The organism is Prescottella sp. D32 (assembly GCF_037287305.1).
In the GTDB taxonomy this organism is placed as follows: Bacteria; Actinomycetota; Actinomycetes; order Mycobacteriales; family Mycobacteriaceae; genus Prescottella; species Prescottella equi.
Genome location: NZ_JARBSW010000001.1, coordinates 607844 through 621286, shown reverse-complemented (window position 1 = coordinate 621286; position 13443 = coordinate 607844). Strand labels below are relative to the sequence as shown.

Sequence of the window (13443 nt, the reverse complement as noted above, 5' to 3'; positions counted from 1 at the left end):
TGCACACCTTCGTTCTGTGATCTGCGCCGCATTTGCGGGGTCGTGGTGAAGAAACCTAACGGCGGGGAGCAGCGGCGAAAACCAACGCGGTCCACCGTGCGGACCGGGCCGGATAACTTACCGGCGCGCAACATCGCACCTGTTCCGAGAGGATTGTTCGAAATACGAAGGAAACAAATTGGACGTGGTCACAGCGTCCACCGCGGCGCGGCTCCGTGACACACGCGCGCGACGTTGGCGGCCGTCATCTCGTAGATCCGCCGCCGCGCGGTGGCGCTGCCGCCGGCCACGTGCGGACTGAGCAGGACCCGGTCGAGCCGCCGCAGCTCGCTGTCCGCTGCCGGCGGTTCGTGATCGAAGACGTCCAGCGCCGCACCGCCCAGACGTCCGGATCGCAGCCCGGCCACCAACGCATCCGTGCGGACGACCGGACCGCGGGCGACGTTCACGACGATCGCCTCCTCCGGCAGCCGGGCCAGCTCGGACGCACCGATCATTCCGCGGGTCGACGGCATCAACGGCACCGCGAGCACGAGGACGTCCGACACCGCGAGCAGGTCGTCGAACGGGAGATACCGCGCCGGCGCGTCGGACCTCGGGCGGCGTGCGGTGTACGCAACCTCGCAGCCGAACGCCGCGAACAGACCTGCGCACCGACGGCCGATGTCCCCGAACCCGACGATCCCCACCCGGCGCTCACCGAGGTCGCGACAGCCGTGGTCCAGGATCTGCTCCTGCGGCCACTCCCCGGCGCGGAGCCGGTCGTGCGCCCAACCCATCGACCGGCTCAGGCTCGCGGTCGCGACGACGGCCCACTCCGCCACCGAGGCCGCGTTGGCGCCGGGGGTGTTGGCGACCGGCACCCCCGCCCGCCGCCACGCTTCCACGTCGATCCAGTTCACACCGACGCCCGGTTGCTGAAGCAGCCGCAGATGCCCTCCGATCTCGGCTTCCGCTGCGCCCAAGGGCAGTCGACCGCTCCAATCCCCGACCACGATGTCGACGTCGGGCAGCAGGGCACGCAGCTCGTCCCGGGATCGGGTAACCGGTCGGACCACCTCGACACCGGGAGCGGCACCGCGCAGCAGACCCCCGAGGAGGTCCCGCTCGTCCGGCGCCAACAGCAGTATCCGCATCGCACACCGTCCTCTCGATGCGTGGAGCCGGCCGCGCGATGCGCGGCCGGCTCCACGAACTGTGTTGCGGGAAGTCGACTCAGGCGACGCTGCGTGCGTGCGCGGACGCCTTCGCCAGGAACTCGAGGCTCAGCGGGTTGTACAGTGCCGCCTGCTCGTGCTGCGGCCAGTGGCCGCACTCGGGGTAGAGCTGCAACTGCGCACCGGGGATGTCCTCCGCCATCTTCTTCGCCTCCGGCACGTCACCGAACGGATTCTCGTGCCCCCACACCACCAGGGTGGGCGCCTGGATACGGGCGAGACGATCGGGACGCAGCAGGTTTCGCTGACGAGTCTCCATGTCCTGCAGAGACAGCAGGTTGTGGATGTTCGCGACGAAGTCCGGCTGGTGGTAGATCCGGTGCCGCGCCTCGACGAGTTCCTCGGTGGCATCGACGGGATCGTGCATGAGCAGCCGCAGGCGTGCCCGGGTCAACTCGACGTCGTCGCTCTGCACCGCCTTGGTCGTCGACGTGCGGATGCGCTCCATGATCTCCGGGTTGGCGACGGTCCCGCCCGCCGCGAGCAACTGCAGCGACAGCACCCTCTCCGGCTGTTCGCTGGCGAGGTGCGCGGCGACCCATCCGCCGAGGGACTCGCCCACCAGATGAACCTTGTCGAGTCCGACGGCGTCGAGGTAGTTCACGAGATGCTCGACGTATCGGGGAATCTCGTACGCGTAGTCCGGCTTTCCGGTGTATCCGTGGCCGAGCATGTCGATGGCGTGGCACTCGTAGTGCGCGGCGTGCACCGCGATGTTCCGCGCGAACGCCTCGAGATGGCCGCTGGTGCCGTGCAGGAACACCACGGCCTCGTCACCGGAGCCGGCCTGCAGCGATCGGGTGGGGATGCCCGCGGCGTCGACGGTCTTGACCGCGAAGTCGATGCCGGCCAGTTCGTTCCAGATTGTCATGAGTGTGTCCTTTGCAGAAGAGAGGGGAGGTGAAGTCAGTGCGCCGCCGGTGCCGCCGCGGGATCCAGGACGACGACGCCCATACCGGTCAGCCATTCCGGAATCGACTCGTAGGCAAGCCGTTCGGCGGGGATGTAGTCCATCATCGCGGCCATCATCAGCCAGGTGCGCAGTTCCTGGGCGCCGTTGCCCGCCTCGGCTTCGATGGCCGCGCTCGTGTAGCCCGCGAGTTCACCGGCCTTGCCGACGGCGAACAGGTCGAGGATGCGGTCGTCGAACTCGGGTGAGATCGCGGCCTCGGCGGCCCGGATGATCTGGCGCCGGCGGACGTCGTAGTCCGACCAGTTCTCGCGACCGTCGAGCCAGGCCTGGACCATGAAGTCCTCGTCCTCGCCGTGCGGGTCCCGCCAGTCCGGCCACGGCAGCCGGTGCGACAGCCCGCCCGAAGCGATGACGGCCACCCGCGTATCGCCGGGGTACGACGCGATCGCGTCGCGCAGTGCCAGGGCGAGGCCTTCGCACCGCCCGAACGTAGGCAGAGGAGGCGCGAACACGTTGACCACGAGCGGGACGATCGGGACGTCGAGCCCGGCGAGCAGGTACTGGATCGCGTGCGACTGTCCGTGATCGATCTGCAGACGCGCCGAGAACGCCAGATCGAATTCTCCGCCCTCCACCACCTCGTCGGCGACGTGGCGCGCGAGGTCGACGTCGACGTTCTGCGGGCCTTTCGGCGTGCCCGACTCCCCGCTCGCGATGCACTCGCCGACCCCGAGCGTGAACGGTGGGATCAGGTCGAGCCAGAAGCCGCGGAAGTGATTGGATCCCAGCAGGACGACGACGTCGGGTCGCGCGGCGGCGATGCGGTCGCGCGCCGCCCCCAGTGCGGCGCGGAACCGCTCGGCCTCCGCCTTGTGGGTCGTCTCCTCCCAGTGCGTGTTCATGAGAGTGCTGTGCGATGCACCTACCCCCAGCACCAGTTTCGCCATCAGTCGATCCCCACTTCCTCGAGAGACCGGGTCACGGTGTCGACGGCAACCCGGATCAGGTAGCGCGTGAGGCGTTCCGCCTCGCGCAGGTCCACGGTGTTCATGCCCATCGCGAAGTCGACCTCGAACGGGGCGTCGACCACCTTCGGCATCCCGACCCGCACGGTCGGAATGCCGCGGCCGCGCAGGATGTTCGCGTCGGTCGCGCCACTGGCGTCGTGCACCCCGTCGTGCGGGCCGCCCTCGAACGCCTCCCATGCACCGATCGCGCTGCGACACAGCCACATCTGCTCGTCGGACGACTCTCCCGGGATCGCCAGGATTCGTTCGACATCGATCCGCGCGTCCAGATCGGCGGCGATGGCCCGTACCGCTTCCGTCAGTTCGCGGCCGGCCGCCGACGGTGTGGTCCGCGGGCTCAGCCGCAGATCCACCGTCATCCGCACCTGCCCCGGGGTGAAGGACGCGGTGCGCTCCCAGCCACCACGGATGTTCGCAACCATCCCCTGCGGCGACACCAGCCCGTCCCCGTGCCGGTGCGAGTACTGCGGAAACCACTCCTCGAGCCGCAACGCCACCGCACCGGCCAGCGCGACCGGGTTCCGGTAGGGCAACCGGTGCCGCGAACCGACGTAGGTGTGGGTGCCGTGCACGGTGATCTCGAACCACGCGAGCCCCACCTCCTCCCACGACACCGTCCAGCCCGGCTTCGCGATGAGCGCGAAATCCGACCACACGCCCTGCTCGAGCAGGTACGAGCAGCCGACTCCCTGGCCGGTGTTCGCTCGCGGATTCCCCACGCCCGGGCGGGCGTTGGTCGGCATGCCGCCGGCGCCGAAGCCGGCGAGGAGGTCACCGGTCAGTGGGATCTCCGCGGCCCGGACCGCCTCCACAGCGGCCATGACGCAGGCCGCGTGCCCCTTGGGATTCGACGCCCCCAGACCGATGACGTAGTCGCCGTCGACGACGGCCTCGGCGCGCAGATCCGGTCGCAGCGTCTCCGCGGCCCACGGCACGTCCTCGGCGGCGTCGCCGCTCGTGACGGTGTCGATCGGCGCGTACAACATCAGGTCCGGTCCGGTGCCGTTGCCGCGCACCCGGGCCCACGAGTTCGCCTGACGGTCGTCGAGGTACATGGTGTGCGCCTCGACCCCACCGGCCGCCAACGTGTCCGTGATGTGTCGGGCGAGCGGTGCCTCGTCGCCGGTCGGGCTCGCGATGTCCACCAGCCCGACCGTCAGCTCGCGCAGCCGCTCCCGATCCACCTCGCCCCAGGCCTTCTCGACCCAGCGGCGGCGCTGTTCGTCGAGACCGGCGAGAGGGTCGGCGGTCCCGGGGGTCACGAGTTGACCTGGTGTACCTGGGTATTGCTGCGGGCCGCGACGAAGCGCCAAGCCGGCCGCGCACCGACGGCGAGCAGGACTCCGACCGTCACGCTCACGAGAGTCTTGAACATCGTCTTCTCCTCTAGTCCGAAGCGGCCGGGGTCCGCGACGCCGATTCGGCGCCGTTCGACTCGGCGGCTGGGGTGGCAGGGGTGGCACGGCGTCGCTCCCGTACCGGGCGAGCCGGGGGCTGCGGGGTGTGTGCCACCGCGGCGGCGATCTTCTCGGCGTACTCCTCCTCGGCGAGGTTGCGCCACGCGGTGAGCGAGATGTCGGGGCGGTAGAGCTTCTCCGGCGGCGCGTCCGTGACGCGGACCATCCACTCGTCCTGGCCGGAGAACTGACCGTGGAACAGCCAGCGGATCGCGCCCAGGTACTTGGCGTAGAAGCCGAGCTTCGCCGCCCCGGTGACGAAGTTGACCATGAGACCCACGTACTGGTGGTTGTCCTCGTCGACGGGGACGTAGAACTCGTAGTGGATGAAGTTGGGGTAGGCGATGCGCAGCACCCCGGGCATGGACAGCGAGGCGAAGCCCGGGAACTTCTGGGCCTCGATCACCGGATTCACCTTCAGACCGGCGCCGACGTTGCCGATCTGCGAGATCTGGCTCTCGTCGGGCTTCTTCTTCCACCAGCGCTTGTTCGTCCATTTGCCGACGCCGGGGAAGTCCGCCTCCCAGTACACCTCGTCCTGTACCCGGAAGAGCCACCGCCCCTCGGGCACGATGCTCGTGATGTTCCACGTGGGCATCGGCTTGAACAGCCGCCACAGCGCGGTGCGGTGCAGGTACTTGGCGTGGCCCTCGTCGAAGCCGTTCTCGCACGCGAATCGCCAGTTGCCGCCGCGCGGTTGGATGCGGCCACCGACGATGCCCTCGTTCTCGACGAGTTCGCGGGGCAGCTGCTCGTCGATCGGCGGCGCGGGCTCCTCCGCGATCGGAATGTAGACCCACACCAGACCGAGCCGCTCCTCGACGGAGTACGTCCGGACGGAAAGCTTGCCGCAGATCTTCGAGTCGGGTCCGTCGGTGATGACCGCGGCGAGCTTGCCGTCGTTCAGCCGGAACGTCCAGCCGTGGTAAGGGCAGCTGACGGTGCCCGGGAACTGCTGATCACCCTCCGACAGCGGAACCCCGCGATGCGGACAACGATCGTGCAGCGCATACACTTTGCCGCTGTCACGGATGATCGCGAGCTTCTCGCCGCAGATCGTGTAGCTCTTGGGGTCCTTGGTGATGTGGCTGGACCACGTCACCGGGTACCAGTAGCCCCGGTAGCCGCTGCCGGCCTCGTTGTATCGGGGCCACGCCGTCCAGTCCTGCCGACCGGCCGCACGCGGCCTCTCCGGGAGCGCCTGTGCGGCGTCCGGCGCCTCGACACCAGTCATGTGAAGTCCTCTCGACACGAGATCTTTTGGTACGCAGATCTTCCGACTAAAGGTCCGTCCTTCCAACGGATCCGGTTCACTCAGCAGACCCGGTTCACCGCCGGGCCACGACGGCCTCACCGGCAGCGCACAGCGTCCCGTCGGAGTCGCGCTCCTCGAGACCCAGAACGATCCGGTCGTCGTGGACCTCGCGCACGGTTCCCGTGACCGTGAGCGTCGTCCCGACGTACGCGGGCGCACGGTTTCGCCACCCGACGGACAGCACCGCATCGGGATCACCGACGTATCGGGTGGCGGCCCGGAAGAACAGAGTGCCGTGCAGCTGCGCCATCACGACCCGGTCGGCCAGCCCGTCTGCTCGCGCGTACGCGGTGTCGTAGTGGATCCGGTGGGCGTTGTGCGTGGCCGCGCCGAAGCGTTGCACGCGGGTCGGATCAGTTTGCAGCACAACAGGTTCGATTTCCGCTCCGGCGGCGGGTTCGATATTGCCGATCATCGGACGATGAACCTCTCCGTGACGGTCGCCAGCACCCCGATCGCGGCGGCGCGGTAGGTCTTGACGACGGTGATCAACAGGAACCGGGCGTCGCCGCGCCCCTTCCACTCGATCCGGTCGACGACCCGGTCGGCGCCGATCTGCTCGCCCAGCGGCGTCGGCCGGTGGAAGTCGACGTCCTGCCCGCCGGCCATGAGTCGGACGTCCAGGCCCGACGTCCCGGGCACCTCGTCCGCGAACATCCCGTCGGCCCGATAGTCTTCGTCCCGCGCGCCGCTCGGCCCGCGGAGCAGGCTGGGCACGCACATGGGGTGCACAGCGAAGTCCGGACGGTCCGGTTCCAGATAGCGGGGGTCGTCCTCCGCGCATGCGCGCGCGAACGCGACCGCCTCGTCGGGGCGGACCGATCCGAGGTCGCGATGCTCGCGCGTGCCGATCGCCGCCGACACCCGCTCGTGGACGATGTCCAGTGGAGTTCTCATGCGGCGACGCTAGGGGCGGCACCACCTGCACTGCCACAGACCGGGACCGCCTGACGGACCGCGATCCTTTGCCCGTGCACGGAGATCGGGTCAGGTATGCGCATGACGAATCGACCGAACAGCTTGTACGCCACCGCAGCCGGCGTGAAGTTCCATTACCACGACCTCGGGGAGGGCGCCCCCACGATCTTCCTGCACGGCGGCGGGCCGGGCTGCACCGCATGGTCCGATTTCGGTCCGGTCGCGCCGCTCTTCGCGCAGGATCGTCGGGCGATTCTCGTCGACATCCTGCAGTACGGCCTGTCGGACAAGTGCACGATCACCGGGCCGATGTGGGACTTCCACGCCGCGAAGGTGGTGGCACTGCTCGACGAGCTCGGCATCGACCGCGCCGACTTCGTGTGCAACTCGTGGGGCGGCACCATCGCGCTGAATCTGGCAGCGAAGTACCCCGACCGGGTGCGCTCGTTGGTGATCACCGGCAGCATGCCGGTGTTCTACGGCCCGCTCGCCCCGCTGCCCGAGGACGGCCGTCGCGGCCGCAACGCCCGCGACGTGTACTACGGGGGCGAGGGCCCCACGCGGGAGAAGATGCGTCAGCTCATCACCAAGCTCGAATGGTTCGACGGCGAACGCCTGCCCGAGGAGACCCTCGACATGCGCTACGAGCAGAGCCTCGACCCCGACGAGATGGCCCTCGCGGCGGCATCGGACAACCCGCGCGGAGATTGGCAGGATCTCACCGCGGAGCTCGGAATGATCAAGGCGCCGGTACTTTTCGCGTGGGGAATGCACGACGCCTTCCTCACCCCCGACTACCCGCTGATGCTCGCCCGGATGATCGATCACGGCCACCTCTACGTGATGGACAAGGCGTCGCATCACCTCCAGGAGGAGCGGCCGCACGACTACTACACCGTGGTGACCGGGTTCCTGAACCAGCAGCATCCGTGACAGCCGACGCGACGACCGACGCGGTCCGGGAAGGTGCCCGCGTCGCTGCGCCCGAGGGCTGGGGCCGGATCCGGCTGGTCGTGATCCTCGGCCTGCTCACCGCCCTCGGGCCGTTCACGGTGGACATGTACCTGCCGGCGCTGCCCGCGATCACCGAGGACTTCCTGACGTCGGACGCCGCCGTGCAGCTGACACTCACCGGGACACTGCTCGGCCTGGCCCTGGGGCAGTTGGTGATCGGGCCGCTCTCCGACGTCTTCGGACGTCGACGACCGCTCGTCCTCGGCACGTCGCTGCACGTCGCGGCGTCGGTGGCCTGCTGGTTCGCGCCGTCGATCGCGGTCCTCGGCGCGCTGCGCGCACTGCAGGGGCTCGGCGCGGCCGCGACCGGGGTGATCGCGATGGCCGTCGTCCGGGACCTGTTCGAGGGCAGGGACGCTGCCGTCGTTATGTCGCGACTGATGCTCGTGATGGGTGTCGCCCCGATCCTGGCTCCCTCGATCGGGGGTGTGTTGCTGACGGCGGTCTCGTGGCACGGAGTGTTCCTCGTGCTCGCCGGCCTCGGGCTGGTGATGATCGTCCTCGGCGGGGTCGCGATGCCCGAGACGCTGCCACCGTCCGCGCGCGTCGGGCGCGGCCTCGGGCCGGTGCTGCGCACGTACGCGACGTTGGCCCGCGACGGACACTTCATGGTGCTCGTTCTGGTGTGCGGGCTGGGCCGGGCGGTGCTGTGGGCGTACATCGCCGGGTCGTCGTTCGTGATGCAGGACCAGTTCGAGCTGGCGCCCGGCGTCTACGGCATCGCGTTCGCGGCCGGGGCCGTCGTGCTGATCGGCGCCTCCCAGCTCAACGTCGTGTTGCTGGGACGCTGGACGCCGCTGGGCATCTGCGTGACATCGCTCGCGGCGAGCACCGTGCTCGGCGGCGTCGCGATCGGGTTGGCGGCGACCACCACCGGGGGCTTCCTCGGGTTCGCACTCCCGGTCCTGGCACTGCTGTGCGCCACCGGATTCGTGATGCCGAACGCGCCGGCGCTCGCGCTGTCCCGGCACGGCGAGGCCGCCGGGACCGCGGCGGCGATGGTGGGGTTCGCACAGTTCGGGGCGGCGGCGGTCATCGCCCCGATCGTCGGACTGCTCGGCAACACGTCGCTGGCGATCGCCGTCGCCATGACCGGATCCGCGGTCCTGGCGCTGCTCGCGCTGGGGACGGTCGTCAGGCCGTCCGCGCGATCTCGTGCAGCGCTCGACTGACGCCCTGTCCCGCGGTCTGCAGCGGGCCCGAGATCCGGGCGAGGTTCATCCGGGCCGTGCTGGTGGAGACACTGACGGCGCCGACGACGGTCGAACCACCCGAGAATATCGGGACCGCCGCACTGGCCGTCCCGAGGCGGACTTCCTCCGCCTCGACCATCATCGCCTCGCTGCGGGCACGTTCGAGCTGGCGCCGCAGCATCGCCGCCGACGCCACCGAGCGATGCGTGAACTTCGCGAGTCCGCGGGCGACGACCTGCTCGAACACCGCCGGCGACGAGAAGGCGAGCATGACCTTGCCGGTGGCGGTGACCTCGACCGGCAGCCGGCCGGCGACGCGGGACGGCAGCTCCACCGAACCGTGGCCGGAGATCTTGTCGATGTACAGCACGTCGAGGCCGTCACGGATCGCCAGGTGCACGGTCTCGCGGGTGATCGCGTGCAATTCCTGCAGGAACGGCAGCGCGGCCTCGCGCAGGATGCGCTGCGTCGGGACGAGCTGTCCCAGTTCGAACAGCCGCAGGCCCAGCCGGTAGTCGGTTCCGATGCGCTCGAGCAGTCCCAGTTCGACCATCTCGGCCGCGAGTCGGTGCACGGTCGCCTTCGCGACGCCACTGCGCCGCGACAGTTCGGTGAGGGACAACGAACCCGACTCGGCGTCGAAGGACTCGAGAAGTAGGCGCACCTTGCCCAGCAGCGATGTCATCATCCGGCGCCTCCTACGATCGCCGTCCCACCCAGCGGGACCGGTGCGCAGAGCCTACCGAGAATCCGTCGAACGCTTGTTTCGATGCCGGTGGCGCCGGAAGGCCGACGGGATTCTCAGCCGATCGTCCACAGCGGATCGTCCCCGCGGCACACCCGCGCGACGTTCTCCGCCGTCATCGCGTACATCCGGGCCAGCGCTGTCGAACTGCCTCCCGCGATGTGCGGGCTGAGCAGCACGTTGTCGAGGTCGAACAGCGGGCTGTCGGTCTCGACGGGCTCCCGCGCGAAGACGTCGAGGGCCGCACCGGCCACCGTGCCGGACCGGATCGCGTCGGCGAGCGCCGTCTCGTCCACGACCGGCCCGCGGGCCACGTTCACCACGAGCGCCTCGCGGGGCAGCAGTTCGAGCTCGCGTGCCGAGATCAACCCCCGGGTGTCCGCGGTCAGCGGGACCGCGACCACCACGACATCCGACACCGCCAGAAGGTCGTCGAGCGGCAGGTGTGGCACCGGCGCGCCCGGGTGCGGCCGGCGCGAGTGGTAGGCGACCTCGCATCCGAACGCCGTGAACAGCTCAGCACAGCGGCGATTGATGTCACCGAACCCGACCAGACCGATCCGACGATCGCCGAGATCCCGGCAGTCCCGCTGTCGGACCGACGTCTGCGGCCACCGCCCGCGGCGCATCTCGGCGTCCGCCCAGGCGATCGACCGACACAGGTTCGCGGCGGCGGCGACCGCCCACTCGGCCACCGACGCCGCATTTCCTCCGGGGGTGTTCGCGACCCGTACACCGGCTTCGGTCCAGGCGTCGACGTCGATGTAGGCGATGCCGACGCCCGGCTGCTGGATCAGCCGCAGGTGCCGGCCGAGTGCGGCCTCGGCGGCGCCGAGCGGCAGCTGTCCGCTCCAGTCCGCCACGACCACGTCGACACCCGGCAGCAGGTCCCGCACCGCGGACGCGGTGCGGGACATCGGCCGGACGAGCGTTCCCGAGCCGCCGACGGCCTCGCCGACGGCGCGCTCGATCGCCGGATCGGTGGTGAGGACCAGGATCCGGGCGGGGTCGGGCCGTGCGTCCACGTCCGTCAGCCCCAGCGGGACTGACCGCCGTCGAGCGGGATGGTGGCACCGCTGAGGTAACCGGCGTCGTTGCTCACCAGGAAGACGACCGCGCGTCCGATGTCGCTCTCGGGGTCGCCGATGCGGCGCAGCGGAATGCCGGCCTTGAACTCCTCGGCCTCCTCGGGGTACTCGTTGATCCACCATTCGAGTGCCGGCGACAGCGCGTGCGGTGCAATCGCGTTGACACGAATACCGTCGATGCCCCACTCGCAGGCCGCGGCGCGGGTGAGCGAGCGCATGCCTTCCTTGGTGGCCGCGTACGCGCCGTAGTTGCTCGCATCCCAGCGGACCGCCGCCGACGTGACGAGGTTGATGATCGATCCGCCGCCGCGCTCCTTCATCGACGGGTAGCACGCGCGCATCAGGCGCAGCGTCGCGAGCGGGCCCGTCGCGAACGAGCGCTCGAAGTCCTCGTCGGTGACCGACAGCAGCGGGCCGGGCTTGCAGTCGTTGGCGTTGTTCACCAGGATGTCGACCCCGCCGAAGTTCTCGATCGTGCGCGCCACGAGCGCGTCGATGTCGTCACCGCTGCTGACATCACACGGAACCGGTAACGCCTTGCCGCCGTACGCCTCGATCTGCTCGACCGTCTTGATCAGCTTCGACTCGGTCCGGCCGGAGACGACGATCGACGCGCCCTCCTTGGCCAGCGCGTGCGCGATGCCCTGACCGATGCCCTGACCGGCGCCCGTGATGAGTGCGATCTTGCCGTCGAGGTTGCCCATGTGTACTCGCTCTCGAAGTCTCGTGAACTGGGAAGATCTGGTGTGACAGACCTCCAGTCGACTATTCTCAACCAAGCATTTGCTTGCGCGCAGCGTTTTCGCGAAATCGGCGACGAAAACTTCTGAGCACCAATGAGCCTCGTGGCGTACGGCGCTGCGATACGACAGAAAGGCAGTTCGGATGAACTACCCCAACCCGGTCGACTTCACCGGCCGCGCAGTGATCGTCACCGGCGGCACCAAGGGCATCGGCTTCGTCATCGCCGAGCACTTCCTGCAGGCCGGCGCCGACGTTCTCGTGTGCGCTCGCAACGAGCCCGAGAACCTGCCCACCGTGGACGGGCGCAGCGCCGCGTTCCGCGCCGTGGACGTCCGCGACCCCGACGACGCGACCGCCCTCGTGCGGGACGCCGTCGACCGCTTCGGCCGCCTCGACGTGCTGGTCAACAACGCGGGTGGCTCCCCCGACGCCGACGCCGCCACCGTCTCGCCGCGCTTCGTCGAGAAGATCGTCGCCCTGAACCTGCTGGCACCGGCCTACATGGCGCAGGCCGCGAATCTGGTGATGCGCGAACAGGAGACCGGCGGTGCGATCGTGAACATCGGCAGCGTCTCCGCGCACCAGCCGCAGCCCGGCACCGCCGCCTACACCGCCGCGAAGGCCGGCCTTCTCGGCCTGACGAAGGCCCTCGCACTCGAGTGGGCCCCGAAGGTGCGCGTCAACCACATCACCACGGGCCTGATCCGCACCGAGGCGGCGGCGTCGGTGTACGGCGAGGACGGCGGCGCAGCGGTCACCCGCACCCTGCCGATGGAGCGCATGGCCGTGCCGTCGGACATCGCGAAGGCCTGCCTGTTCCTGGGCAGCGACCTGTCGTCGTACGTCAACGGTGCCGACCTCGCGGTCCACGGTGGCGGCGAGTACCCGGCCCGCTACATGGCGACGCAGGGCAACTGAGCCCGGACGTGAAAACAGCTGCGGGAGCGTGACCGAAGTCGAACGCTCCCGCAGCTGAAGTCCTGACGGGGCTACTCGGCGAAGACCGCGTAACCGCCGGAGATCGCCGCCTTGCCCTCGCGGACCAGCTCGAACGACAGACCCGAGGCGTCACCCCACGCCTTCAGCTCCGCGGTGTCACCGGGGAACATCGGGGCAGCGAAGCGGCCCTGCAGCTCCTTCAGGTCCGCCGGGTGCACGCCGAGCTCCCGGGCGAGCGGCAGCGTCGACGCGGCGAGTGTGCACAGTCCGTGCATGATCGGTCGCGGCTGACCGATGTGCGCGGCCGCTTCCGGATCGATGTGGATGTGGTGCATGTCGCCGAGCAGCCGGTACAGCGCCGTCTGGTTCGCGGCGGTGACCAGCTCGGTGGTCAGGTTCGGCTCGCCCTCCGGCGCCGGCGGCTTGGACGGGCCGCGCTCGCCACCGAATCCGCCTGCGCCCGGGGCGAACAGCGACCAGGTGGCCACGAAGTACTCGCACTCGACGCGTACCTCGAACACCGCCGCTGCGCCCTTGTCCCAGACCTCGCCGACCGTGGCCTTCAGCGACAGCTCACCGCTGCGCGGGAGCGGTGCGAGCACCTTCAGCTCCTGCGAACCGTGCAGCGCGGTCTTCGTGTCGAAGGCACCGCGCTGCCCCAGCTCGTCGGGGGCCCACTGGGCCAGGGTCAGCGCGAACGTCGGCAGCACCCGCAGCCGGTCCTCCATCACGAGGTCCAGGTCGGTGGCCTTGGCGCCGACGGCGAGCGCGTACAGGATCGCGTCGCGCTCGTCGTAGCTCACCGTGCGGGTGCCGAGGTCGACCCCACGCCACGCGCCGGCCGGCTTCTGCTCCACTGCCGTCATTCTTCG

The 13443-nt window shown here is 69.6% G+C and carries 14 protein-coding genes; 3 read left to right on the top strand and 11 right to left on the bottom strand.

All coding sequences use genetic code 11. From position 1 onward, the window contains the following. Nucleotides 1-188: 188 nt before the first annotated feature. From PSS76_RS02910 to PSS76_RS02880, 7 genes are all read right to left on the bottom strand, one after another. On the bottom strand, nt 189-1136 hold the full coding sequence (locus PSS76_RS02910; RefSeq protein WP_084870220.1) for a 2-hydroxyacid dehydrogenase: 948 nt from the start codon (nt 1134-1136) through the stop codon (nt 189-191). Between the two features lie 79 nt (nt 1137-1215). Continuing rightward, nucleotides 1216-2088 (bottom strand): alpha/beta fold hydrolase, encoded by an 873-nt coding sequence (locus PSS76_RS02905; RefSeq protein WP_005517215.1) that lies wholly within the window; start codon nt 2086-2088, stop codon nt 1216-1218. 35 nt (nt 2089-2123) lie between these two features. Then, nucleotides 2124-3077, bottom strand: a complete 954-nt coding sequence (locus PSS76_RS02900; RefSeq protein ID WP_064076279.1) for a DODA-type extradiol aromatic ring-opening family dioxygenase — start codon at nt 3075-3077, stop codon at nt 2124-2126. Continuing rightward, entirely contained in the window at nt 3077-4420 is a 1344-nt protein-coding gene (locus PSS76_RS02895) for a deacylase (RefSeq protein WP_337455834.1), read from the bottom strand. Before PSS76_RS02895 ends, PSS76_RS02900 begins: the two co-directional genes overlap by 1 nt. A gap of 124 nt (nt 4421-4544) precedes the next feature. Next, on the bottom strand, nt 4545-5849 hold the full coding sequence (locus PSS76_RS02890; protein WP_337455833.1) for an aromatic ring-hydroxylating oxygenase subunit alpha: 1305 nt from the start codon (nt 5847-5849) through the stop codon (nt 4545-4547). Between the two features lie 94 nt (nt 5850-5943). Further along, complete coding sequence (locus PSS76_RS02885; RefSeq protein ID WP_337455832.1) at nt 5944-6345, bottom strand: hotdog family protein; 402 nt, start codon at nt 6343-6345, stop codon at nt 5944-5946. Beyond that, a complete protein-coding gene (locus PSS76_RS02880) occupies nt 6342-6827 on the bottom strand; it encodes a hypothetical protein (protein ID WP_337455831.1) in 486 nt (161 codons plus the stop codon). The genes PSS76_RS02885 and PSS76_RS02880 overlap by 4 nt, the downstream gene beginning before the upstream one ends. 102 nt (nt 6828-6929) lie before the next feature. Here PSS76_RS02880 and PSS76_RS02875 point away from each other — a divergent pair, with 102 nt between their 5' ends. Both PSS76_RS02875 and PSS76_RS02870 read left to right on the top strand, forming a co-directional pair. Continuing rightward, nucleotides 6930-7781, top strand: coding sequence for an alpha/beta fold hydrolase (locus PSS76_RS02875; protein WP_175271661.1), 852 nt, complete (start codon nt 6930-6932; stop codon nt 7779-7781). Further along, complete coding sequence (locus PSS76_RS02870) at nt 7778-9034, top strand: multidrug effflux MFS transporter (RefSeq protein WP_337455830.1); 1257 nt, start codon at nt 7778-7780, stop codon at nt 9032-9034. Before PSS76_RS02875 ends, PSS76_RS02870 begins: the two co-directional genes overlap by 4 nt. Here PSS76_RS02870 and PSS76_RS02865 read toward each other — a convergent pair. From PSS76_RS02865 to PSS76_RS02855, 3 genes are all read right to left on the bottom strand, one after another. Beyond that, nucleotides 8997-9743 carry an IclR family transcriptional regulator gene (locus PSS76_RS02865; RefSeq protein ID WP_005517207.1) on the bottom strand — a complete coding sequence of 249 codons (747 nt, stop codon included), beginning with the start codon at nt 9741-9743 and terminating at the stop codon, nt 8997-8999. The genes PSS76_RS02870 and PSS76_RS02865 overlap by 38 nt on opposite strands. A gap of 113 nt (nt 9744-9856) precedes the next feature. Beyond that, entirely contained in the window at nt 9857-10825 is a 969-nt protein-coding gene (locus tag PSS76_RS02860) for an NAD(P)-dependent oxidoreductase (RefSeq protein WP_337455829.1), read from the bottom strand. A 5-nt stretch (nt 10826-10830) separates the two neighbouring features. Further along, nucleotides 10831-11592 carry an SDR family NAD(P)-dependent oxidoreductase gene (locus PSS76_RS02855; protein WP_337455828.1) on the bottom strand — a complete coding sequence of 254 codons (762 nt, stop codon included), beginning with the start codon at nt 11590-11592 and terminating at the stop codon, nt 10831-10833. Between the two features lie 181 nt (nt 11593-11773). Between PSS76_RS02855 and PSS76_RS02850 the strand changes: the two genes are divergently transcribed. Next, the gene (locus tag PSS76_RS02850; protein WP_005517203.1) at nt 11774-12550 is read left to right on the top strand and encodes an SDR family oxidoreductase; all 777 of its coding nucleotides are present in this window, start codon (nt 11774-11776) and stop codon (nt 12548-12550) included. 71 nt (nt 12551-12621) lie between these two features. Here the strand turns inward: PSS76_RS02850 and PSS76_RS02845 are convergent, their stop codons facing one another. After that, nucleotides 12622-13437: a MaoC/PaaZ C-terminal domain-containing protein gene (locus tag PSS76_RS02845; RefSeq protein WP_005517202.1), complete on the bottom strand. Its 816-nt coding sequence runs from the start codon at nt 13435-13437 to the stop codon at nt 12622-12624. Nucleotides 13438-13443: the final 6 nt, after the last annotated feature.